The 21428-nt window shown below is 53.1% G+C and carries 22 protein-coding genes; 15 read left to right on the top strand and 7 right to left on the bottom strand.

The annotated features are described in order from the left end of the window. Window positions 1-13 precede the first annotated feature (13 nt). Window positions 14-1765, top strand: a complete 1752-nt coding sequence (radD, locus tag QUD59_RS16515; protein WP_286238301.1) for a DNA repair helicase RadD — start codon at window positions 14-16, stop codon at window positions 1763-1765. Between the two features lie 13 nt (window positions 1766-1778). Here radD and QUD59_RS16510 read toward each other — a convergent pair whose 3' ends face one another. Beyond that, the gene (locus QUD59_RS16510; RefSeq protein ID WP_286238300.1) at window positions 1779-2132 is read right to left on the bottom strand and encodes a VOC family protein; all 354 of its coding nucleotides are present in this window, start codon (window positions 2130-2132) and stop codon (window positions 1779-1781) included. 106 nt (window positions 2133-2238) lie between these two features. Between QUD59_RS16510 and QUD59_RS16505 the strand changes: the two genes are divergently transcribed. The 3 genes from QUD59_RS16505 (at window position 2239) to hisC (ending at window position 4966) form a co-directional block, all read left to right on the top strand. Further along, window positions 2239-2994, top strand: coding sequence for a hypothetical protein (locus QUD59_RS16505; protein ID WP_286238299.1), 756 nt, complete (start codon window positions 2239-2241; stop codon window positions 2992-2994). Window positions 2995-3282: 288 nt separating this feature from the next. Next, window positions 3283-3690: a bacteriohemerythrin gene (locus QUD59_RS16500; protein WP_286238298.1), complete on the top strand. Its 408-nt coding sequence runs from the start codon at window positions 3283-3285 to the stop codon at window positions 3688-3690. A gap of 196 nt (window positions 3691-3886) precedes the next feature. Next, window positions 3887-4966, top strand: coding sequence for a histidinol-phosphate transaminase (hisC, locus tag QUD59_RS16495; protein WP_286238297.1), 1080 nt, complete (start codon window positions 3887-3889; stop codon window positions 4964-4966). Here the strand turns inward: hisC and QUD59_RS16490 are convergent. After that, window positions 4963-5763: an AraC family transcriptional regulator gene (locus tag QUD59_RS16490; protein ID WP_286238296.1), complete on the bottom strand. Its 801-nt coding sequence runs from the start codon at window positions 5761-5763 to the stop codon at window positions 4963-4965. The genes hisC and QUD59_RS16490 overlap by 4 nt on opposite strands. Before the next feature lie 100 nt (window positions 5764-5863). Between QUD59_RS16490 and QUD59_RS16485 the strand changes: the two genes are divergently transcribed. The 3 genes from QUD59_RS16485 to QUD59_RS16475 all read left to right on the top strand — a co-directional run bounded on the left by QUD59_RS16485 (window position 5864) and on the right by QUD59_RS16475 (window position 8826). Beyond that, window positions 5864-7243: an SLC13 family permease gene (locus QUD59_RS16485; protein WP_286238295.1), complete on the top strand. Its 1380-nt coding sequence runs from the start codon at window positions 5864-5866 to the stop codon at window positions 7241-7243. Window positions 7244-7344: 101 nt separating this feature from the next. Next, on the top strand, window positions 7345-8154 hold the full coding sequence (locus tag QUD59_RS16480; RefSeq protein WP_286238294.1) for a flagellin: 810 nt from the start codon (window positions 7345-7347) through the stop codon (window positions 8152-8154). 51 nt (window positions 8155-8205) lie between these two features. After that, window positions 8206-8826: a LysE family translocator gene (locus QUD59_RS16475; protein ID WP_286238292.1), complete on the top strand. Its 621-nt coding sequence runs from the start codon at window positions 8206-8208 to the stop codon at window positions 8824-8826. Here QUD59_RS16475 and QUD59_RS16470 read toward each other — a convergent pair. From QUD59_RS16470 to QUD59_RS16460, 3 genes are all read right to left on the bottom strand, one after another. After that, window positions 8810-10876 carry an ATP-binding protein gene (locus QUD59_RS16470; protein ID WP_286238291.1) on the bottom strand — a complete coding sequence of 689 codons (2067 nt, stop codon included), beginning with the start codon at window positions 10874-10876 and terminating at the stop codon, window positions 8810-8812. The genes QUD59_RS16475 and QUD59_RS16470 overlap by 17 nt on opposite strands. 231 nt (window positions 10877-11107) lie before the next feature. Continuing rightward, the gene (gene fghA / locus QUD59_RS16465; RefSeq protein WP_286238289.1) at window positions 11108-11956 is read right to left on the bottom strand and encodes an S-formylglutathione hydrolase; all 849 of its coding nucleotides are present in this window, start codon (window positions 11954-11956) and stop codon (window positions 11108-11110) included. 44 nt (window positions 11957-12000) lie between these two features. Continuing rightward, the gene (locus tag QUD59_RS16460; protein WP_434025353.1) at window positions 12001-13131 is read right to left on the bottom strand and encodes an S-(hydroxymethyl)glutathione dehydrogenase/class III alcohol dehydrogenase; all 1131 of its coding nucleotides are present in this window, start codon (window positions 13129-13131) and stop codon (window positions 12001-12003) included. Between the two features lie 156 nt (window positions 13132-13287). On the opposite strand from QUD59_RS16460, the gene QUD59_RS16455 reads away from it, so the two are divergent. Continuing rightward, window positions 13288-14166: a LysR family transcriptional regulator gene (locus QUD59_RS16455; RefSeq protein ID WP_286238286.1), complete on the top strand. Its 879-nt coding sequence runs from the start codon at window positions 13288-13290 to the stop codon at window positions 14164-14166. 50 nt (window positions 14167-14216) lie between these two features. On the opposite strand, the gene QUD59_RS16450 is transcribed toward QUD59_RS16455, so the two are convergent. Then, window positions 14217-16142 carry a methyl-accepting chemotaxis protein gene (locus QUD59_RS16450; RefSeq protein WP_286238285.1) on the bottom strand — a complete coding sequence of 642 codons (1926 nt, stop codon included), beginning with the start codon at window positions 16140-16142 and terminating at the stop codon, window positions 14217-14219. Window positions 16143-16506: 364 nt separating this feature from the next. On the opposite strand from QUD59_RS16450, the gene QUD59_RS16445 reads away from it, so the two are divergent. Both QUD59_RS16445 and QUD59_RS16440 read left to right on the top strand, forming a co-directional pair. Beyond that, a complete protein-coding gene (locus QUD59_RS16445; protein WP_286238283.1) occupies window positions 16507-17337 on the top strand; it encodes an AraC family transcriptional regulator in 831 nt (276 codons plus the stop codon). Between the two features lie 36 nt (window positions 17338-17373). Continuing rightward, window positions 17374-17982, top strand: coding sequence for a LysE family translocator (locus QUD59_RS16440; protein ID WP_286238282.1), 609 nt, complete (start codon window positions 17374-17376; stop codon window positions 17980-17982). 167 nt (window positions 17983-18149) lie between these two features. Here the strand turns inward: QUD59_RS16440 and QUD59_RS16435 are convergent, their stop codons facing one another. Next, the gene (locus QUD59_RS16435; RefSeq protein ID WP_286238281.1) at window positions 18150-18470 is read right to left on the bottom strand and encodes a hypothetical protein; all 321 of its coding nucleotides are present in this window, start codon (window positions 18468-18470) and stop codon (window positions 18150-18152) included. A 347-nt stretch (window positions 18471-18817) separates the two neighbouring features. Here QUD59_RS16435 and QUD59_RS16430 point away from each other — a divergent pair, with 347 nt between their 5' ends. The 5 genes from QUD59_RS16430 (at window position 18818) to QUD59_RS16410 (ending at window position 21321) form a co-directional block, all read left to right on the top strand. Further along, a complete protein-coding gene (locus tag QUD59_RS16430) occupies window positions 18818-19150 on the top strand; it encodes a hypothetical protein (RefSeq protein WP_286238280.1) in 333 nt (110 codons plus the stop codon). Between the two features lie 192 nt (window positions 19151-19342). Beyond that, window positions 19343-19678 carry a hypothetical protein gene (locus QUD59_RS16425; RefSeq protein ID WP_286238279.1) on the top strand — a complete coding sequence of 112 codons (336 nt, stop codon included), beginning with the start codon at window positions 19343-19345 and terminating at the stop codon, window positions 19676-19678. A gap of 164 nt (window positions 19679-19842) precedes the next feature. Further along, window positions 19843-20169, top strand: a complete 327-nt coding sequence (locus tag QUD59_RS16420) for a hypothetical protein (RefSeq protein ID WP_286238277.1) — start codon at window positions 19843-19845, stop codon at window positions 20167-20169. Window positions 20170-20370: 201 nt separating this feature from the next. Continuing rightward, complete coding sequence (locus tag QUD59_RS16415) at window positions 20371-20691, top strand: hypothetical protein (protein WP_286238275.1); 321 nt, start codon at window positions 20371-20373, stop codon at window positions 20689-20691. A gap of 243 nt (window positions 20692-20934) precedes the next feature. Continuing rightward, the gene (locus QUD59_RS16410; RefSeq protein ID WP_286238274.1) at window positions 20935-21321 is read left to right on the top strand and encodes a hypothetical protein; all 387 of its coding nucleotides are present in this window, start codon (window positions 20935-20937) and stop codon (window positions 21319-21321) included. Window positions 21322-21428: the final 107 nt, after the last annotated feature.

The raw sequence follows: 21428 nt of genomic DNA, 5'->3' as shown, positions 1-21428 counted from the left end.
ATAATCCCGCGCCATGAGCAGTCGATTCCAACTCCGCCCCTATCAACAGGATGCCGTTGACGCCACCCTGAAACATTTTCGCCGCAGTGACGAAGCCGCCGTGATTGTCCTCCCCACCGGGGCCGGAAAAAGTCTGGTGATTGCTGAACTGGCGCGTCTTGCACGGCGTAAGATACTGGTACTGGCCCACGTTAAGGAGCTGGTTGAACAGAATCACGCCAAGTACGAAAGCTATGGCCTGAGTGGTGGGATTTTCTCCGCAGGCCTGCAGCGTAAAGAGGTGCAGCAGCAGGTTACCTTTGCCAGCGTCCAGTCTGTGGCCGCTAATCTTGAGCACTTTACCGACGAGTACTCTCTGCTGATTGTTGATGAGTGCCACCGTATCAGCGACAACGATGACAGTCAGTACGGCAAAATCATTGCAAAGCTGAAACAGGCCAACCCGACGCTGAAAGTGCTTGGCCTGACCGCAACACCCTACCGTATGGCTATGGGCTGGATCTATCGATACCACTACCGGGGGTTTGTCCGCAGCGAACAGGATAAGCCCTTCCAGCACTGTATCTACGAGCTTCCGCTGAGTTATATGATTCGCCACGGCTTCCTGACGGAACCCACTCTGATCGATGCCACGGTCACCCAATATGACTTTTCGGTGCTGCCGGAGAACCGTTTCGGCGAATACAGCGAAGCCGATATCAACCAGTTGCTGGGTAAGTACACTCGGGTAACCCGGGCGATCATCGAGCAGGTAGAAGAACAGGCGGCGGCAAGACAGGGCGTCATGATCTTTGCAGCCACGCGCCGGCATGCGGCCGAGATAGCCGACTATCTGCCCGCCGGTCAGTGTGCGTTGATTACCGGGGACACGCCCCAGCAGGAGCGCGATGATCTGATCTCACGCTTTAAACGCAAACAGCTTAAGTATCTGGTCAACGTGGCGGTGCTCACGACCGGATTCGATGCGCCCCATGTGGATTTTATTGCTATTCTCCGGCCAACCCAGTCAGTCAGCCTGTATCAACAGATTGTCGGCCGGGGTTTGCGGCTGGCTGAAGGTAAAGAGAATTGTCTGGTGATTGATTACGCCGGCAACCAGTTTAATCTGCACCATCCCGAAGTGGGTGAGAAACGTCCGGCCAAAGATACCAAACCGGTACAGGTGTTCTGCCCCGCTTGTGGATTCGCCAATGTGTTCTGGGGACGCAGCGATGATCAGGGCAACGTGCTCGAGCACTTCGGCCGCCGTTGTCAGGGTCTGCTGGACTCAGAGACAGCTAACATCAAGCCGATGCAGTGCGACTACCGGTTCCGCTTTAAGGAGTGCCCCCATTGCAATGCAGAAAATGATATCGCCGCGCGCAACTGTCACCAGTGCAGCGAGGCAATCATTGACCCGGATGATCAGCTCAGAGATGCACTTAAGCTGAAGGATGCCATGGTCATGCGTTGCGCCGGGATCAGTCTTGAAAATCAGGGCAGCAAACTGATTGTCAATTATCACGGTGAAGATGGAGAAGAGCTCAGGGAGCAATTTGATTTTTCCAAACAGGCTCAGCGTCGCCTTTTCAACCGCCTGTTCGCCAGACGGTTTGCACAGGGGCGCGCTCCACAGACATTCAACACAGCAGAAGAGGCCGTGTCATTTGCGGCCTTCCTGACCGCTCCGGACTTTGTGATTGCCCGCCAGAAAAATCGCTTCTGGCGGGTGCAGACCCGGCTGTTTGATTATCAGGGGCGCTACCGTAAAGCCAATCAGCTATAACCCGCAGCGCTATCTACTGATCTGACCAGACCGCCAGCTCATTGCCGCAAGGATCCTTAAAGTGAAATCGGCGACCGCCGGGAAATTCGAACAGCGGCCGGCAGATGCGGCCTCCGGCAGCCTCGATCTGGGCCTGTGTGGTCGCCAGATCATCGCTGTAGATCACCACCAGCGCCGCCCCCTGCTCACTGCTTGAGGTCTGTTCAGACTGATAGAAACCACCGAGCAGTCCGGCACTGCTGAACGCTGAGTAACCCTCACCGTATTCCGTAAACTTCCAGCCAAATACGCTGCTGTAAAAGCGCTTAGTGGCGCTCAGATCGGCAGCGGGTAATTCCACGTAATCGATTTTATGGTGCTGTGTCATCGGATCCCTCCTCGACTCCCAACTGGATTAATCATCAATATTGACTAGGCTTTGACTATACATTTAACCAGAAATCCCGCGCTTTAAACCAGCAATGGGAGACCGGATGTATTACAGAATAGTCATCGCCACACTATTTTCCCTGCTTACTTTCAGCTCTGCGAGTGCAGAAGCGCTGAAGATCGGCAAAGTCTGCCCGGTACTTTACCAGCAGGAACCGATCGGAATCCTGATTTTCTCCCGGGAGTGGTATCACAGCAGCCGCTCTGATGCGCGCTACATCCCCGGCGATAATGCCACCGGTATCGGCATCGAGATCCACCTCCAGAACAGTTACAGCGGTCAGGTCGAGGGACTGAATCTGGCGGATTGTGATCGCTACCGTATTCTTCAGATTCGTAAAACCAGCGCTCGCCTGATGCCCGGAGAAAGCCGGGTTCAGGTGGATGTACCCGACAACTTCAGTAATCCGTTTTACGATAACGCGCCGCTCGAACACGGCTACGGCTGGCACAATACGCCGACCGATGACACAGACAAACCCTGGCAGGGGCAGCCTTTACGCCGCTCCGATGTGTCAATCTACGACACCCCTTACGTCTCCGATGCCTACGGGGTAGAAGGAAAAGATATTCAGGTCAGCTTTGAAACCTGTGCAGTATGTGAGCGGGACAGAGGCTATGACAGCGTACTGGCCTGCGGAAGCTGGGGTTATCAGCGTGAATATATGGGTGGTCAGACAGGCTGGGCAGAACCTGAGTTCAGCGGCGTTGAATGTGCAGGCAAGCCCAGCACAACCTTCTGGCAAACCCTGCAACAATCCAGCCGGGTCGATTACAGCTACTGGATAAACTGGCGCTGAAAGCCCGGACTGCACCTACCAGTCCTTTCACCTCGGCAGGCGGCTCTGCGCATAAATCCCCCAAAACGGTTGTTTTTCCAGCCTGAACATCGGTTTTTTTGTGAATGAAACTGCCAGTCTGAGGGCTGTCTGCACCCTTGATGATCTTATTGACGTCGCAGCGGGATATTGCAGTTACCTGCAAACATTAAGATGTATTTTGAATATACCTTATTTGACACGGGTCAACACGGCTCCCCCCCACATGAGGCTAAGATAGCCTTCCTCATTTTGTACGGAGTGGCTGCTATGCCGATGATTGAACCCCAGACCGTCCCCCGGGTTAAGGTCGATTTTATGAATGATGATCACCATGAAGCCGTAGATCTGCTGAACCAGATCGAAGCGGCCCTCAGTGATGCGGATCAGGAGAAAATCAGCCATACGCTCGATAAGTTCCTCCAGCACAATCAGGATCACTTCGCCCGTGAAGAGGAACAGATGCGTGCAGTGGGTTTCCCGCCTTATGCATGCCATAAAGGGGAACATGAACGGGTAATTGAAGAACTCTCCGGGGTTATTCTGCGCTGGCATGAACTCGCTGATGCTGAAGCGCTTCAGCACTATCTGCAGGACACCCTCGTCCCCTGGTTTATCAATCACGTCAGCACCATGGACAGCGTTACTGCACATTATATCGATAGCCAGCGCGCATAAGTGGCGGGATCGACAGGTGCCCCCGCCCCTGTCGACCGGTTTTTACTAAGTAAAAAAACTCAATAAGATAACGGTATAATTAAATCTATCCGTACAAGTTCAGGCTTATGCCGTTTCCGCTTTTTTGCTATGCTGGGCACCGCTTAAGTACCTAAGGTCCGGCGCCCGCGCTACGACCATGACAACGGATAAGATAATGAGCAAATACTGGAGTGACGCAATTAAGCGCCTTACCCCCTATGTCCCCGGCGAGCAGCCAAAACAGGCGGGTATCACCAAACTCAATACCAATGAAAACCCCTACCCGCCTTCGCCCAAAGCCGCAGCGGTTATTCGGGAGTTCGACACCGACCGTCTGCGTCTCTACTCCGATCCGGACTGCACCCGGCTGAAAGACGCCATTGCCAGCCATTTTGCGGTTGAGCGCGGTCAGGTTTTTGTAGGTAATGGTTCTGATGAGGTGCTGGCACATACCTTTGCAGCGTTCTTCCAGCAACCTCAGCCGCTGCTGATGCCAGAGTTCACCTACAGCTTTTATCCGGTGTACTGCAATCTCTATGATGTGGAGTTCCGGCAGATCCCATTGCGGGATGAATTTACGCTGGAGTTGAGTGATTATGACCAGCCTAACGGCGGTATTATTTTTGCCAACCCCAACGCGCCCACCAGTCGGGCGATTGAACTGGGTGAGATCGAAACCCTGCTGCAGCGTAATACCGAGTCCGTTGTGGTCGTCGATGAAGCATACGTCGACTTCGGTGCTAGCTCTGCTGTTGAACTGACCCGTCAATACGACAACCTGCTGGTTATTCAGACCTTCTCTAAATCACGCTCACTGGCCGGTATGCGGGTGGGTTTTGCCATCGGGCACGAAACCCTGATCGAGGGTCTGGAACGGGTTAAAAACAGTTTTAACTCCTATCCGCTGGATATGCTGGCAATCGAGTCCGCCGTGGCAGCGATTGAAGATCAGGAGTACTTCGAGGAGAGCTGCAATAAGATTATTGCCAGCCGTGAATGGACCTGCGACCGTCTGGCAGAACTGGGCTTTGTCAGCCTGCCTTCAAAAACCAACTTCCTGTTCAGCCGCCACCGTTTTATCGAAGCCGCTGAGCTGATGGGTTTTCTGCGCAGCAAGAACGTGCTGGTTCGCCATTTCAGTAAACCAGGCATCGATAACTACCTGCGTATCAGTATCGGTACCGATGCAGAGATGCAACTACTGGTCGATACCCTGTCACAGCATCCGGACATTTTCTCTATGGATCCCCGTTAAACCGGGGATTCACGAAAATACTGCCCCGGAGGCCTGCCCAGAGCCTTACGAAACATGGCGACAAATGCACTGGGGCTGCGATAACCCAGTTCCAGTGCAATATCCGTTACCGCCTGCCCTTTACCCAGCCGATCAACCGCCTCCTGCAAGAGCAACTGACGTCGCCATTGCTGAAAACTCATTCCGGTCTCCTTAGTAAATAAACGACTGATAGTCCGCGCACTGGCGCCACTGCGTCCGGCCCAGTAATCCAGCCCCAGCTCCGCATTGGGTGCTGCAATCATCGCCTGCATCACCCGCTGCAAACGCCGGTCAGATGCTCCCGGCAGATGCAGCAGAGAGGGTTTCAGTGCCTGCAGTTCATCCAGAATCACGGCACAGATCCGCCGCGCAGGGCTATCAGCAGCGTAGTCCTCCCCAAAGTCCGCCACCCGCAGTATCAATTCCCGTAACAGGGGTGACACTTCAACCACACTGCACTGCGATGACAGCGCCTGCTGATAGGCCGGATCAATAAACAGATGACGCAGCTCAGCACTGACATCTGCCGTGGTGCGGTGTTCAATCCCTCCCGGTATCCATACCGCCTGACTCGGCGGCACCACCCAGACACCGGCATTGGTATAGACCCGGATAATGCCTTCAGCCGCATAGGCAAGCTGCGCCCGCGGATGGGCGTGTGGATCCATGTCCACATTCGCCGCCAGACGACCCCGTAAACCGATGATGGGCCGGTCCGGATCGATTCGCTGGCCTATCTGTGAAGGCAGACGCTTTGATGCATGACTGGGTGACACAAGCCTGTCCTATATTCGATACTTTTTGTCTTTTTATCGACTATATATAGTTCCGTTTCTTGGCACAATGATCCGGTACTGACCCAAGAGAGTGATCACCATGTCCCTTAGCCGCTCCCATCTGTTTGCCCTGCTGAGCCTTGTCTTGATGCTGCTGGGTATTTTCTTCAGCCCTCTGACCGGTTCGCTGACTCTGCAGCAACAACTCTCAGCCGCGCTTATCCTCGGTGCCATCATTCTCTTTGCCACCAGCGCCCTGCCGGAACATCTGACCGCGCTGATCTTTATGGCTCTGGCCATGCTCACAGCAGCAGCGCCTGCCAATGTCGTGTTTTCCGGGTTTGCCTCTACTGCCTGCTGGTTGATTTTTGCCGGTTTAATTATTGGAATCGCCATCAATGAAACCGGGCTGGCAAAACGGATTGCTGCCGGATTTTCCAGCCATCTCGACAGTAGTTACCTGAAACTGATTGGCGGCATCGTGCTGATGACGACCCTGCTCGGCTTCCTGATGCCCTCCTCCATGGGCCGGGCGGTGCTGTGTATTCCGATTGCGATGGCCATTGCTCAGCGTTGCGGGTTTGCAGCGGGCAGTAATGGGTATATTGGCGTCGCTCTGGCGGCTATTTTCGGCTGCCATATCCCTACTTTTGCAATTCTCCCGGCTAACGTCCCGAATATGGTGATGATCGGCGCGGCCGAGACCATCCACCAGTGGACTCCGCTTTACGGTGAATACCTGCTGCTGCATTTCCCGGTGCTGGGCCTGCTCAAAGGCATCCTGATTGTTGCGGCCATTCTCTGGCTCTACCCGGATCATCCCAGACGCAATGACGACACCAGCGCAGCGCAAACCCTGTCAGCACCGGAGTGGCGGCTGCTGGTACTGCTGACCATCACACTGCTTTTCTGGCTGAGTGATTCACTGCACCATATCTCCGCTGCCTGGATCGGGCTGGCAACCGCCTGTATTCTGTTAATGCCGGGGATCGGTCTGGTCAGTCAGCAGAGCTTCAACAACCAGTTTAATATCAGCTCACTGATCTTTGTGGCCGGTATTCTCGGCCTTGGCACCCTGTTCAACCATAGCGGACTCGGCGATCTGGTCGGTAGTCAGCTTAATCAATGGCTGCCCCTGTCACCTGAAAACAGTCTGCTGAGCTTCTTCTCGCTCTCGCTGACGGCCTTTGTTACCAGTATTTTCACCACGTTGGCCGGCGTACCGGCCGTGCTGACGCCTTTTGCCGAACAGTTCAGCCAGAACAGCGGTTTTAGTTTGCAGGCAGTACTGATGACACAGGTACTGGGCTTCTCGACCATCGTTCTGCCGTTTCAGTCGGCGCCGCTGATTGTCGGTATGTCGCTGGCAAAAGTGCCCCTGCGTCACGCCCTGCGACTTTGTCTGGCGATGACCCCGGTTACCCTGCTGATACTGTTTCCGCTGGACTATCTGTGGTGGCAGCTTCTGGGCTGGCTGTAAGGGTTCCTGCGCGCCATTATGATTACGGCACGTATGAAGATTAATCAACTTCGGCAGAAGATTCGCGCACTATACTGTAGGCAGTTGTTCAGGAGTCCCCCATGCCGATTAATCCAACAGGTGTAAGCAGCAGCCAATCCTATTCTCTGTTTAATCAGGTGCGAAACCGCATCGAAGAGAATGAGAAACAGCTCATCTCAGGGCAGCGCATCAACAATGCGGCTGTGGATCCGGCCGGACTACAGGTTCTGATCAATCTGCAGAGCGATATCCTCAGCAACAGCAGTGCAATCCGCAATAGCATGGACGGCATCTCTGCCCTGCAGATTGCCGATGGCGGGGTTAATCAGGTTAATGACTCCCTGCAGAGGATACGGGAGCTGTCGGTGCAGGCTCAGAATGGCATTCTCAACGACAGCGACCGCGCAGCTTTGCAGAAAGAAGCCGATGCCCTCCTCTCCGGCATCAGCGACACCCTTTCCCAGAGCCAGTTCAATAACCAGTCATTACTCAGTGAAGAGGGATCCGTGCGTCTGCAGACCGGGTCTTCCGCCGACGATGGTCAGGATATACAGCGGTTTAATGTTGCCGGCGAGCTGGGCGATCTGGGTTTGTTAAGTCTGAATATCAGTGACCCCGGTGCACTGGATATTATCGACCAGAGCCAGAGCTACCTCAGTACCGTCAGTGGTGAGATCGGCGCCAGCCAGAGCCGGCTTGAATCCGGTATCAACCGTCTCACCGAATCCAATCTAAGTCAGGCTGAATCCGCCTCCCGGATTGGTGATACGGATTATGCCAAAGCGCTGTCTGAGCGCTCCGCAGCCCAGATACAGGAGCAGGCCGGCATTGCCGTTCAGGCTCAGGCCAATGCCAACCGGGGGCTGGTACTTTCCCTGCTGGGGAGTTAAATTCACACTTCCTGTTCTTATGTAACGTTCAATGCTGACCGGATACTGATCATGAGCGTAGAAAGTGCGATCTCATTTTTCATTGCTATTTTTATCTTTGGCATCACGCCCGGTCCCGGGGTGTTCGCGATCCTCGCCCGTGCCCTGATGCAAGGTGCAGGTTCCTGCCTGTTTCTGGCGCTGGGTATGACAATCAGCGATATTCTCTACCTGATTGCGGCCTGCTATGGTCTGGCAGTAATCGCCAGCAACTGGAGTGAACTGTTTACCCTGATCCGGGTGGTCGGTGCTATCTATCTGGTCTATCTGGGCTGGAAGATGTGGACAGCCCCACTGGATCTTGAAAGTGCAGAACAGCACCAGCAGGGCCGTCGTGGCGCACTGCTGGGATTTCTTCAGGGTTTTCTGATCTCAGCTTCCAACCCGAAAGTCATTCTGTTCTATATCGCTTTCCTGCCCACTTTTATGGATCTGAGCGTACTGGACAACAGCGATATCGGGCTGGCCGCCCTGCTCACTCTGATCGGCCTGATGCTGGGTCTGATGATGATCGCCCTGTTTGCCAGCAAAGCCCGTAACTGGTTCAAATCAGAACGGGCCATGCAACGTCTCAACCGCAGCGCGGGCTCAATTATGGCCGCGGCAGGGGCTTATCTTATTTCGCGTCATTAACCGCAGTTTTGAAATCATCCAGGCAGTTTTCCAGATAACCGACTAACTGCCGGGGAGACATTTCAACCCCGGCGCTGGCCTGCTGCTCGATGAAGTGTGCCAGTGCCCAGAGTCGCTCGCCGCCAAGGATACGGGCGCTGCCTTTGATCGAATGAGCTACCCGGCCCGCCGCAACCAGATCCTGCCGGATCAGCGCCTGACTCAACTCGTTTATCTCCTGCGGCGCGTTATTCCAGAACACCCGATAGATGTTTTCAAGATTATCGCCCTGTCCCTTAAGCGGCTCTACCCACTCAGGTCGGTAGGCGGCGTAATTCAGGACTTTGTGCAGTTCGGTTGGTGCATCTAAAGGGCTCTGCACCGGCGTAGGATCAGGTTCAGGCCGGGCCGGTGCCGGTTGCGAGACCTGAGCCGGTGCCGGTGTCAGCCAGCGGGATAACACATCTCGCAATGCCTCAGGCTCGATCGGTTTAGGCAGGAACTCCTCCATTCCGGCCTCCCGGCAGGCTTGCCGGTCAGACTCCATGGCATTGGCGGTCATCGCTACAATCGGTGCATGGGGGTTCAGCACCGAGGTGTTGACGTCATGGATATTTCGCACCGCTTCAAACCCATCCATAACGGGCATCTGGCAATCCATCATCACCATATCGTAGAAATTCGTTTTAAGTTTACTGAGCGCCAGTGCGCCATTTTCGACACACTCCACATCCAGCCCGAACTGTGTCAGCAAACCGCGGATAACGATCTGATTGACCCGGTTATCTTCCGCCACCAGCACCCGCCCCATAAACTGCTGCGTCGGGTTATCCGGCTGAGGTGCCTGCCTGATAACCTCCTCATCCGTAGTATGCAGAGGCAGTGCAATCCAGAAGGCCGAGCCCTTTCCCGGGGCACTGTGCACTCCCATCTCACCCCGCATCAGTTCACAAAGATGCTTACTGATACTTAAACCCAAACCGCTGCCACCATATTCGCGGCTGGCAGAGGAATCTGCCTGTTCAAACCGCTTAAACAGCCGTTGCTGCTGCTCCACGGTTAAGCCAATGCCGGTGTCGGTGACAGTCAGCTTCAGCAGCTCCAGCCCTTCTTTTGGGTGGCGACTGGTATCACTGATTTCGACGCTGCCGGTTTCCGTAAATTTAATCGCATTACTGACCAGATTACTCAGAATCTGGCGGATCCTGTGGGGGTCACCACGCAACATGTGATCTCGGGTGCTGACCCGGTTAATCAGCCTGATGCCTTTCTCTGCTGCCAGTTGGCTGAAACAGTCCACCACATCGTCCAGCAACTGATTCAGGTCGAACGGAATCGATTCAATCGCCAGTTTGCCTGATTCCACCTTCGACAGATCCAGCACATCATTGATGATTCGCAGCAGGGCTTCACCACTGCGTTTAATCGAGTGGGTATACTGCGTTTGCTGTTCCGATAAAGGGGTCGTCAGCAGCAGATTGGTTAACCCCATCACACCGTTCAGCGGGGTGCGGATCTCATGACTGACATTTGCAAGAAAGATCGATTTGAATTCATCAGCCTGCGCCAGTTGAACCACCTTTTTGCGCAGTTCCAGCCGGGCAACCACCTCCCGACTGAGCACCTGCAAAGCCCGGCGCTGAAAATCATCGAGCTGTTTTGGCTGGTCGCTGATGGCACATAGGGTTCCCAGTGACTCTCCATCGGGAGTGATCAGAGGGGCACCGGCATAGAAACGAATGTTCGGCTCGCCCTGTACCAGCGGGTTGTCTGTAAAACGTGGGTCACTGCTGGCGTCTTCGACTTCAAACAGCCCATCCTGAAGAATCGCGTGGGCACAAAAAGCCCAGTCCCGGGGTGTTTCACGGCAACTGTCTAAACCGATATGCGCCTTGAACCACTGCCTTTCTGCATCAATCAGGCTGACCAGTGCAATGGGAGCTTCACAGATTTCTGATGCAAGCCGTGCGAGGTCATTAAACTCCTGTTCCTCAGGAGTATCCAGAATATGATAACTCTGCAAGGCAGCCAGTCGCTGCTGTTCTGTAGCTGGTTTTTGCGCTGGAATCATGGTTCCGTCCCTATTAAGCGTTCAAAAACAGAGGCTCGCCAAACTGCGGCTTTATGACCGAAATACCCTGTATGCATGCGGACCCGGGCCCGGCTGAGGTAACTCAGTTAAGCATAGATGAGGCTTGTGCGGTTGGAAACTGGAGGCAGGTAAGCCCCGCAGAGAGTCGCCCGGAGTGATTCGGCGACAACACCAGCCAGCAAATCGACCACCGGCTGGGGTTTGGCAGGCTCAGGCCTGATTCAGATACTGCGCATGGAAACGCAGATGATCTTCGATGAAGCTGGCGATAAAGTAATAACTGTGATCATAGCCATCGTGCTGACGCATCTGCAGCGGATAATCACGACTTTCTGCCGCAGCTACCAGTGTTTCAGGACGCAACTGCTCTTCAAGGAACTGATCCGCATTGCCCTGATCGACCAGCATCGGCAGTTGATCCTGGCTCTCACGCAGCAGATAACAGGCATCATACGCCTGCCAGAGACGCTTATCGGCCCCCAGATAGGCCGTGAACGCTTTCTGCCCCCACGGACATTGCATCGGATTACAGATCGGACTGAACGCAGAAACCGAGCAGTAAGCTGCCGGGTTCTTCAGTGCAATCGTAATCGCACCGTGACCGCCCATGGAGTGTCCGGAGATGGCACGCTTATCCGTCACCGGAAACAACTCCTCCACCAGCGCAGGTAACTCCCGGGTGATGTAATCATACATCTGATAGTGCTCTGACCAGGGTTGCTCTGTGGCATTGAGATAGAACCCTGCCCCCAGACCCAGGTCATACGCACCGTCTGCATCGTCGGCGACGGTTTCGCCACGTGGACTGGTGTCGGGTGCAACTACGGCGATACCGAGCTCGGCCGCAATGCGCTGCGCCCCGGCTTTCTGCATAAAGTTTTCATCGGTGCAGGTCAGCCCCGATAGCCAGTAAAGTACCGGCACCCGCTCCCCCTCATTGACCTGAGGTGGCAGATAGATACTGAATCGCATACTGCAATTCAGCACTGCAGACTGATGCTGATACTGCTTCATCCAGCCGCCAAAACAGCGGTTCTGGGTCAGATTTTCTACACTCATAAGCACTCCTGCAGCCCCGCACAGGGCGGGGCTGCGCGCTGGGATTACTTGTCGAAGTGAATCACACTACGAATACTCTTACCCTCATGCATCAGGTCAAACGCTTCGTTGATCTGCTCAAGTCCCATGGTATGCGTAATAAAGTCGCTCAGCTTAAACTCACCATCGAGGTAGCGCTCAACGATCTGCGGCAGTTCTGAACGGCCTTTAACACCCCCAAAAGCGGTACCGCGCCATACACGACCTGTAACCAGTTGGAACGGACGGGTAGAGATCTCCTGACCCGCGCCCGCTACACCGATGATCACCGACTCGCCCCAGCCTTTATGGCAGCACTCAAGCGCGGAGCGCATCACATCAACATTGCCAATACATTCAAAAGAGTAATCAACGCCGCCATCGGTCAGCTCTACAATCACTTCCTGAATCGGTTTGTCGTACTCTTTCGGGTTGATGCAGTCTGTCGCACCCAACTGTTTGGCCAGTTCGAATTTGCTGTCATTAATATCTACCGCAATGATACGACTGGCTTTGGCCATTACCGCACCAATCACCGCAGAAAGGCCGATACCTCCCATACCGAAGATCGCAACGGTTGCCCCCTCTTCCACCTTAGCCGTGTTCATTACCGCACCCATACCGGTGGTCACACCACAACCCAGCAGACAGACCTCTTCAAGCGGCGCAGATTTGTTAACCTTGGCCAGAGAGATCTCCGGCAGCACGGTATATTCAGAGAACGTGGAGCAACCCATGTAGTGATAGATCGGCTGACCGTCTTTATAAAAACGGGTCGTGCCATCCGGCATCAGGCCTTTACCCTGCGTTTCACGAATCTTCTGACAGAGGTTGGTTTTACCTGACAGACAGAACTTACATTCACCACACTCCGGCGTATACAGGGGGATCACGTGATCACCTACTTCCAGGCTGGTCACACCTTCACCCACCGCTTCAACGATACCACCACCTTCATGTCCCAGAATCGCCGGGAAGATACCTTCCGGATCTTCACCGGAAAGGGTGAAAGCATCCGTATGGCAGACACCGGTAGCCACGATACGCACCCGCACTTCGCCTTTCTGCGGTGGCATCACATCCACTTCTTCAATCGACAGTGGCTGGTTTGGGCCCCAGGCAATCGCCGCTTTTGATTTGATCATTCCTTCACTCATAACAACCTCAGACGCTTTAAACACAGATTTCGTTTCGGGGCACACCGCCCGGCGGTTCTGCCAGACAGGTCACTCCTTCAGATGCATTCATTGTAGTTAATTACTCACAAGTGATAATATGACGCTTCTGCAAATTACTTTTTCTGTGGTGTAACAATGATTCAATGGGATGGAATAACTGAGTTTGTTGCCGTTGCAGAAACCAGCAGTTTCACCCAGGCTGCCCGTCAACTTGGGATCTCGACTGCACAGGTCAGCCGCCAGATCAGCGCGCTGGAAGATCGCCTTGCCACCAAACTGTTTTATCGAACCACCCGCAAAGTATCGATCACAGAAGCCGGCGACCTTTATTACCAGCATTGCCGGCAACTGGTCGATGGGCTGGAGGAAGCTGAGCGGGCCGTCACCCAGTACCAGAGCGCCCCCCGGGGTCGGCTGCGGCTGACCGCTCCCACTACCTTCGGCGAAAGCCGGATAGCCCCGCTGATAAACGAATTTTCGGTCAATTATCCGGCGGTCGAGATAGAGATCCATTTCACCAATCAGAAACTCGATCTGGTGGATTCCGGTTATGATCTGGCTATTCGTCTGGGCCGGCTGGAGGATTCCAGTCTGATGGCCAAACGTCTCTCTTCACGCCGGCTTTATGTCTGTGCCAGCCCGCATTATCTGGCAACCCGCGGTGAACCCCACCTGCTCGAAGAGCTGGATCAGCACAACTGTCTGCAGGGGACACTTGAGTTCTGGCGTTTTCAGCAACATGGGATGGAACGTAACGTCAAGATTAAAGGAAGCCTGCGCTATAACAGCGGACAGGCATTGACGGACGCCGCTTTAAAAGGAATTGGGTTGGTTCAGTTGCCTGATTACTACGTACAGCCCTACCTCGATAGCCGGGAGCTGATCGCCGTACTGGCTAATTACCAACCCTCAGATGAAGGCATCTGGGCGTTGTTTCCCAACAACCGTTTTGTCTCGCCCAAGGTAAGAATGCTGATTGACCACCTGGCGGCCAGACTGGCTGAAACGCCTTAACCCGTCTGACCGCGCTGATGATTCTTAATAATGTATTGTTATGCCAGCGATTAAGCGCTTAATCTGAAGCGCTGTACCATCTCTCGCAGACGGTTAGCCACATCACTCAGTGCGATACTGGAATTGGCTGTTTCGTCCGCTGCCGCCCGGCTTTGTTCGGCAATGACCCTGACATTACTGATACTGTTGCTAATCTGCTCCGCGACTACGCTCTGCTGCTCGGCAGAGCTGGCAATCTGGGCGTTCACATCATTCATCTGTTTCACCGCCAGACTGATCTGGTTCAGTGCAGAATCCGCCTGATCCACCAGAATGATACATTCACTAGCCTCACGGGTACCCTCACTCATCACCGATACGCTGAGGTTGGCCCTTTCCTGCAGATCACCGATCAGTTGATGGATCATCTCTGTAGATTGCTGTGTACGCTGAGCCAGGCCGCGCACTTCGTCAGCCACCACCGCAAAGCCTCTGCCCTGCTCACCGGCCCGTGCAGCCTCGATCGCAGCGTTCAGTGCCAGCAGATTAGTCTGCTCGGCAATCTCCCGGATCACATCCAGAATGGCGTTAATATCCCGGGTTTTCTGCTGCAGGTGCTCCACCTCCTGGGACGTCCGGTTCAGGCTGGAAGAGAGTCGGGTCATCCCCTCAGTGGCGGTACGCATTTTCATCCGCCCCTGATCTACCTGATGATTGGCACTGTCAGCAGAAGAAGCAGCCGCGGCGGCATTATCTGATACATGCTGAGCGGTATACGCCATCTCCGTCACGGCGGTAGCCACCTGATCAGTCTCCTCCTGCTGCTGCAGAGTGCCGGTGCGGGCCTGTTCGGTCAGTACCGCCAGCTCCTCCGCTGATGAGCTCATATTGAAGCTGGCGCTGCTGATCTCCTGCAGCATATCCCGCAGGCTGGCACTGGTCTCACCCAGCGAACCCTGCAATTTACCAACCTCATCCCGACTGGTGATATTCAGTTGCTGGGTCAGATCTCCCGATGCCAGTACATTGGCAAACTCAACCACACGCAGTATCGGCCGGGTAATCATACGCGTAATAGCAAACGCAAATATCACACCGAGTACCACCGCCAGAGCTGAAATGCTGCTGACCAATACCAGATCCTGATGATTCCGCGCCTGCAGTTGTGGCCCCAGTTCATCCTGCTGCGCCATAACAGAGAGTTTGACCTCCTCAACATTATCCGCCACCTGCGGACCGATCGTTTCCAGCTTTTTGCTGATCATCAGATTCTGCTGGTTGATCACCTCATGAATCTGGCGTGTTGCCTCAGCATACTGTCGACTCGCCTGATTGAACTGTTGCAGATAGGTATTAGCCTGAGTATCCAGCCCCCTCTCCTGCAGACGGATACTATGAGCCGGTAAGGCCCCTTCAAGCTTGTTGATTGCGATATCGAAATCTTCCTGATGGTTTTTTTCCATAAAGCGAACCAGATACAGGCGAGCCAGCAACAGGTCTTCCTGCAGATCAGCAACAATATAAACGTTTTCAGTTTCGCCCTGCTGTTTCAGGTACTCACGTAACTGGGTGATATTTTTTCGCATCACCGGCCCCTGCTGGGCCAGTACGTTGTAATAGAGCTGATCTTCCTTATTCACCAGATCAATCATGGCAGTAAAGGTGTTTTCATAGGCCTGCCAGAGGTCACTTGTTTCCCGGATCAGCGATTTACGCTCGGGATGAGTAATCTCCACCCGTGCCTGTTCAAGAAACGTATTCATGGCAGCTTTTCGCTGCTGGTAGCGCGCCAGACTCTCCTCATCGTGATGAATAAGGTAGCTTTTTACCTCCATCTGAACCTCCAGCATATTGGCCTGCAAGCGCCCGGCAAGGTTTGTATCTCTTGCCAGCTCCCGGTACTGGATAAAACCGCTTTCCGAATGCTGCAATCCGGAGATGCCAGAGAACGACGCAGCTACTAACAGCAGTAATACAAAGCCAAAACTCAGTCCCACCTTACTCTTTAAACTTAACCCGCTTATCTTGTTCATCTTAATTACAACCAGCTACATTAGGGATTTACAATTGAATGATAACGATTCTCATTTGCGAGAATAATAATTGCTGCCTGCAAAATTGCAAGTAACTCTTCGCTGTAAGTGTGTTTTCGCAGGTAACGCAGAGGAGAACGGATCTGACTGCTGCCCAATTGAGGCCTGAAAACTGCCATCGTCTGCGCGAATGACAGGGCCTTTAGCTGTGCTGACTGAGTGATTCCCCTCAATCGAGCAATTTTGTCCAATTCCTGTTCCCGGTAAGGCCCTAAACTTAAGACTCAAAGTCGGTTAAATTAAGCCTGTTGAACAGAGTCGTAAGCGGATGGATTCCAGTAATAACTTCCACTATCAGAAAAGCCCACACCTGGATCAGGTCACCCTGCTTCAGGCGGAGATGGCCGATTTCTCTTATGGCAAACACGCCCATGAGGAATATGCCTTAGGGGTTACCCTAAAAGGCCGGCAGAATTTTTTCTCCGGAGGCGCTTTCCACAGCAGCCAACCCGGTAACATTATGCTGTTCAACCCCGGACAGATTCATGATGGCCACTCCGGTGACAGCACACCGCTGCAGTACCGGATGCTTTATATTCATCCAACTCAGTTGCAACCGATGCTGCAGGCAGCCGGCATTGCCAACAGCGAAGATTTTCAGGTGCCTGACACATTGTTGCAGGATCAGCCACTGCAACAGACCCTGCTTAATCTGGCGGCAATGATTGACAGCCCGGGCGCTGATCCCTTGCAGCAGGAGTGCGAGCTCTACCAGATAGCCAGCCGGATTGCCCAACGCTTTGCCCGCTGGAACGGGGATATCCGCCGCAGTAAAACTGACCGCTTGTTGCTGCAGGCACGGGACTATATAGAAGCCCACCTTAAAGATGAACTCTCGCTTGACCAGATCAGCGACGCAGCAAACCTGTCTAAATACCATTTTCTGCGCCTGTTCCGGCAACAATTTGGTATCACCCCACACCAGTATGTGCTCAACAGCCGTATTAACCGTGCCCGTGAGGCACTGGCGAACGGTGCTGACCTGAACGATGTGGTGTTCGATTACGGATTTACCGACCTCAGCCACTTTAACCGGCGCTTCAAGCCGGTATACGGCATGACCCCGAAAAGGTATCAGCAACTGGTTCTCGGTCGCTGACACAACGCTCACCTCACAACGAAAAAGGAATTCACGATGGTGGAGATATTGCTCTATGCCTTCGGCATTATGTATACCCCTGGCCCGGTTAACCTGCTGAGCATGAATGCCGGCCTCAACGGGCAGGCGCGCCAGTATCTTGGGTTCTGCCTCGGTGTCGGCAGCGCGATGCTGGTTCTGTTTCTGCTCTTTGGCTACGCCGGTGTGTGGCTCATATCACCCCAATGGCAGCAACCGATCGCGATTCTCGGCAGTGCTTATGTACTCTATCTCGCCGGTAAAATACTCCACGCCAGTTGGCGGCAATCAGCGCTGACCGCCCGGCAGGATGAGTCACGTCAGGTTTCACATCGTTTTCACCACGGCTTGCTGTTGCAACTGTTAAACCCCAAGGCACCGGTCGCGATCCTGCCCATCGTTACCATCCAGTTTCCAGAAGCCAATATCAGTGGCAGCGGCATTGCTTTCTGGTCACTGATACTGAGCATTCTGGCTTTCGGTGCGCCGGGCACCTATCTATTGCTGGGGCAATTACTCGGCAAGAAGCTACAGGCCCTGTACCTGTTCAGAGTGATTAATCTGGCGATGGGATGCCTGCTCACCTACACCGGGCTGATGATGCTGGCCGGGGCTCTGAACGACTAATGTACTGAGTGACTGAAAAGCAGCAGGGGAAAACAGATAGCAGAAACAGGGGGAAATATGAGAATCGGAAAGGGGCAAAGATCGAAGACAAGTGAAGAGATCCCGCCTTACAGCGGAAGGATTGATAGACCGGGTTAAGCCGTCAGAACGGACGCTGACTTACTCCATCAGCAGTAGAACACCTTCAACTTTTCTGCTGCCTGATCGATATCCACTTCAACTGGCACATCAGTTTTACGCCGTCCATGAGGTAACAGGCGGGATGCGAAAAGGGTCTCATCCAGCTCCATACGCTTATCCCTGTTTTTACGCCGGTCAATATGAGATTTTCGACGCTCATCACCCGGGTACTGCGAGTGTACATACCGGGTGCGCCACTCTTCAGCCAGTGCCAATGTGGCTATATCCGGGCTTAACTTTTCCGAATCATTGTCTACCCAGAAGTAAACAATACCCGAATCGATTAGATCTTTAACAAGTCTCACCATTCACTCCGTTACGCTCGAACGTAATTTGGATAAACCTCCCTGCCTCTAGCCTGGCCCAACAGTCGGAAACAGCCGTTTTTCTCTGTACAGAGCGACATTTTCGCCGACCGGGACACCTGATTTTTAGTCTTACGCTATGGCAAATAGTTCCAATACACCCACAGGGTGGGAGGATACTTCTGGCTACAATCCAGAACCTGTCACTTATAGCTTAGTCAACAGCACAGAAATAAGGAATTTTTCCTGATTTATCCCTATAATCGCCCATTCAAAAATATAAGAAGCGTGATCATACAGATCACCCATGTATTAAGTTCTCTAAGCTGTATCCGTTAGGTCCACCTGTAATGTTCCGACTTGTAAAAGATTTTGAAGAATTCCAGTTTGTTTTTTACTGGATTGATGATGATGCCAATAAAGTCAGCCCCAACCTGCGCACCCTGATACACGCCAAAGAGTGGCTGGTTGAGTACGACTTTAAGCAACGCTCCGGCACTGAGAGAAGACAGCGCAAAGCGGACAGACGGATGCTGACCGACAGTAAAAAAGAGGGGCAGCCCAGCTCACGTCGAATCACCACATCGGTTGGCCGTCGGGCCAGTGACCGTCCCATTAAAATTGACCTGGATCTGTCGGCCGATAAATTGAAAAATTGTATAGACACTTCAGAATCCGCGTAATCTTACTCATCCTGTCTGAGCCCTGAAAGCCGATATTCCGGGGGCTCAGGCCATATCTCCTCTGAACCTGCTCCGCCCCGTTTTTCTGCCCTGCCCATTCCCGGGCACCCATTTAATCAGGCTTTTCTATACTGAAACTACTGAGCTTGCACAAACCGCATCAATATTTTCAGTATGTTCAGGTGGGATGCTATGTATCAATTGGTCAGGGATCTCAAAGAGTACGAGGTCATTTTTTACTGGATTGATGGCCAACAGGAGAAAATCAGCCCTGAGATGAAAACCATCATTCATGCCAGAGAATGGATTATCGACTACCACTATTCGCTTTATACTTTCACTGAACGCCGACGATATCGCAACGATCGAAGAGCCTTACAAAAACCAGCCTCCCCCGAAGCCGCATTTTTTTGCCGCCGCTACAGTTCCAATGAAGGGCGTCGTCTCACAGACCAGTTAAACAAAGTCGATGTCGATCTTGCCATACAGAAAATTCAGGTCCTGAAGAATCAGGTTAAAACCGCCTGACAAACAATGGTAAACCAACGAATCGCGCCTCCGCTCCCCTGTCAGATACCCCGGAGCCCTGATCAGATTTTGACAGCTCCCTTTATTGAACCATCCTTCAGTAACTAACCAGCGAATACTCTGACCACGGAGGGTCTCTTTTATCCTGACTCACGGAGGTAAAGATGAGACTGGTTAAAGATCTGCATCGGTCCAGTATTGTCTACTACTGGAATGACACCGATGACGTAATGATCAGCCCGCACCTTGCAAACCTTAATCTTGCCAAAGAGTGGCGCGACACCTACCTGTTTTCACTTTATGCAGGCGAAGAAAGAAGGCGTTCAGTTATCGACAGACGTCAGGATGAGAGCTCACGACGCGCGATGGACATTGCCCTTTACGTCGCCAGAATACGCCCCCAGGGCCGGCGCATCACTGATATCCCGGTAACGGTGGATATTGATCTGGCAGCAGACAAACTATCGGTCTATCTTACTCAATCAACATAAACCCTGACCAATAACCCGCCTCCGATTCTCCACAGCGTGTTTACGTAACACTGCTGCTGTGAGGGTGTTGTTTTAGCCCGTTATACACTTTAGTGTGCAGCGCAACAAAATTAAGAATTTTTCCTATAAACACCGATCAGATAATTAAATAAACTAGCCTTATAAAGAGACTCTGGTGCAGAGACATTTCAGGTTGTAGTCATGTCAAAGCTAGTTAAAGATTTCGGTGATTATCAGTTTACCTATTACTGGATTGATGACAGTAATCAACAGATCAGCCCAAACCTGCCCACCCTGAGCCATGCCCATGAATGGCTGGTCACTTATCATCACGACCAGCATGAAGGCACTGAGCGACGTAAAACCCGTTATGATCGCAGGCACCCTAACGGGCCAATGCGTGACAGCATCAGCTCCAAACGAAACCCCGTTTCCTCTGGCCGGCGCTCAACAGACCGACCTGTCGCCGTCGATCTGGACCTGTCTGTCGGTAAAGTAGCCAAACTCACCGGGGTTATATAAGTTTTTTAGTTCCTCGCTGGAAACCCCTTCCTCCCATCAGGGCGATGGTCGTGTTCACGGACGTTACACGAGGAAGGCATTCCACAATTATTCATTCCTGCGCAAACCGGTTCAGCGCTCTGAGTAACCCAACCGCATACGACTTCAGGTCAACAGAACGCAACTTGAGGATCATTTCTTTCCGATGCCGGCTCAGCTAGAATCGGGCGTGTTAGTTAAACGTCACCGGACATATTCTATATAATGCGGCAGAGAAACCACGCCCGAAAAGCGCTACGTATCGCAATTACTGCGTTACTGCTTATTGCCTCGCTGTTCCGCGGAATCTGGGCTGCCGAGTTGGCCCAGCATGATATTGCGCCTCTGGTTGACCCTGAAGAGATAGCGATAGCGCACGGGCATTACCATGCGCCGAAACTTGATCACCTGCACGATGAGTCTTCAGGCCTCTCCGACGATGAACACCCCCTTGTGCATACTGTACTTGCACTGGATCATCATTCTTTTCTGATGCCTTTCCCCGAACGCCCTGACGCGCTTCATGATATTTATTTTGCGTCACGGATCATTACCCCCACGCCTCCTTACCTCAAGGGGCCTTACAGGCCTCCGCGCGCGCCACTCGCTTAACCACGACACAGCGCATTGCGCAATCAAGTTAATAAAATACGAATGGAGAAACTGGTATGAATCCAGTGTATTCGCCTGCCAACACGCCTGCTTTCAAAGCAGCTCTC

The sequence above is a fragment of the Neptuniibacter halophilus genome, assembly GCF_030295765.1.
Lineage (GTDB): Bacteria > Pseudomonadota > Gammaproteobacteria > Pseudomonadales > Balneatricaceae > Neptuniibacter > Neptuniibacter halophilus.
This window is presented reverse-complemented; position numbering and strand designations above follow the sequence as displayed.

What these genes read in the sequence shown, in the direction of transcription:
- QUD59_RS16425 (WP_286238279.1), top strand. Translation starts at nt 19,343, where the DNA reads ATGTATCAATTGGTCAGGGATCTCAAAGAGTACGAGGTCATTTTTTAC.
- fghA (WP_286238289.1), bottom strand. Translation starts at nt 11,956, where the DNA reads ATGAGTGTAGAAAATCTGACCCAGAACCGCTGTTTTGGCGGCTGGATG.
- QUD59_RS16420 (WP_286238277.1), top strand. Translation starts at nt 19,843, where the DNA reads ATGAGACTGGTTAAAGATCTGCATCGGTCCAGTATTGTCTACTACTGG.
- QUD59_RS16455 (WP_286238286.1), top strand. Translation starts at nt 13,288, where the DNA reads ATGATTCAATGGGATGGAATAACTGAGTTTGTTGCCGTTGCAGAAACC.
- QUD59_RS16430 (WP_286238280.1), top strand. Translation starts at nt 18,818, where the DNA reads ATGTTCCGACTTGTAAAAGATTTTGAAGAATTCCAGTTTGTTTTTTAC.
- QUD59_RS16415 (WP_286238275.1), top strand. Translation starts at nt 20,371, where the DNA reads ATGTCAAAGCTAGTTAAAGATTTCGGTGATTATCAGTTTACCTATTAC.
- QUD59_RS16435 (WP_286238281.1), bottom strand. Translation starts at nt 18,470, where the DNA reads ATGGTGAGACTTGTTAAAGATCTAATCGATTCGGGTATTGTTTACTTC.
- QUD59_RS16445 (WP_286238283.1), top strand. Translation starts at nt 16,507, where the DNA reads ATGGATTCCAGTAATAACTTCCACTATCAGAAAAGCCCACACCTGGAT.
- QUD59_RS16475 (WP_286238292.1), top strand. Translation starts at nt 8,206, where the DNA reads ATGAGCGTAGAAAGTGCGATCTCATTTTTCATTGCTATTTTTATCTTT.
- QUD59_RS16460 (WP_434025353.1), bottom strand. Translation starts at nt 13,131, where the DNA reads ATGAGTGAAGGAATGATCAAATCAAAAGCGGCGATTGCCTGGGGCCCA.
- QUD59_RS16500 (WP_286238298.1), top strand. Translation starts at nt 3,283, where the DNA reads ATGCCGATGATTGAACCCCAGACCGTCCCCCGGGTTAAGGTCGATTTT.
- QUD59_RS16485 (WP_286238295.1), top strand. Translation starts at nt 5,864, where the DNA reads ATGTCCCTTAGCCGCTCCCATCTGTTTGCCCTGCTGAGCCTTGTCTTG.
- radD (WP_286238301.1), top strand. Translation starts at nt 14, where the DNA reads ATGAGCAGTCGATTCCAACTCCGCCCCTATCAACAGGATGCCGTTGAC.
- QUD59_RS16480 (WP_286238294.1), top strand. Translation starts at nt 7,345, where the DNA reads ATGCCGATTAATCCAACAGGTGTAAGCAGCAGCCAATCCTATTCTCTG.
- hisC (WP_286238297.1), top strand. Translation starts at nt 3,887, where the DNA reads ATGAGCAAATACTGGAGTGACGCAATTAAGCGCCTTACCCCCTATGTC.
- QUD59_RS16510 (WP_286238300.1), bottom strand. Translation starts at nt 2,132, where the DNA reads ATGACACAGCACCATAAAATCGATTACGTGGAATTACCCGCTGCCGAT.
- QUD59_RS16410 (WP_286238274.1), top strand. Translation starts at nt 20,935, where the DNA reads ATGCGGCAGAGAAACCACGCCCGAAAAGCGCTACGTATCGCAATTACT.
- QUD59_RS16505 (WP_286238299.1), top strand. Translation starts at nt 2,239, where the DNA reads ATGTATTACAGAATAGTCATCGCCACACTATTTTCCCTGCTTACTTTC.
- QUD59_RS16470 (WP_286238291.1), bottom strand. Translation starts at nt 10,876, where the DNA reads ATGATTCCAGCGCAAAAACCAGCTACAGAACAGCAGCGACTGGCTGCC.
- QUD59_RS16440 (WP_286238282.1), top strand. Translation starts at nt 17,374, where the DNA reads ATGGTGGAGATATTGCTCTATGCCTTCGGCATTATGTATACCCCTGGC.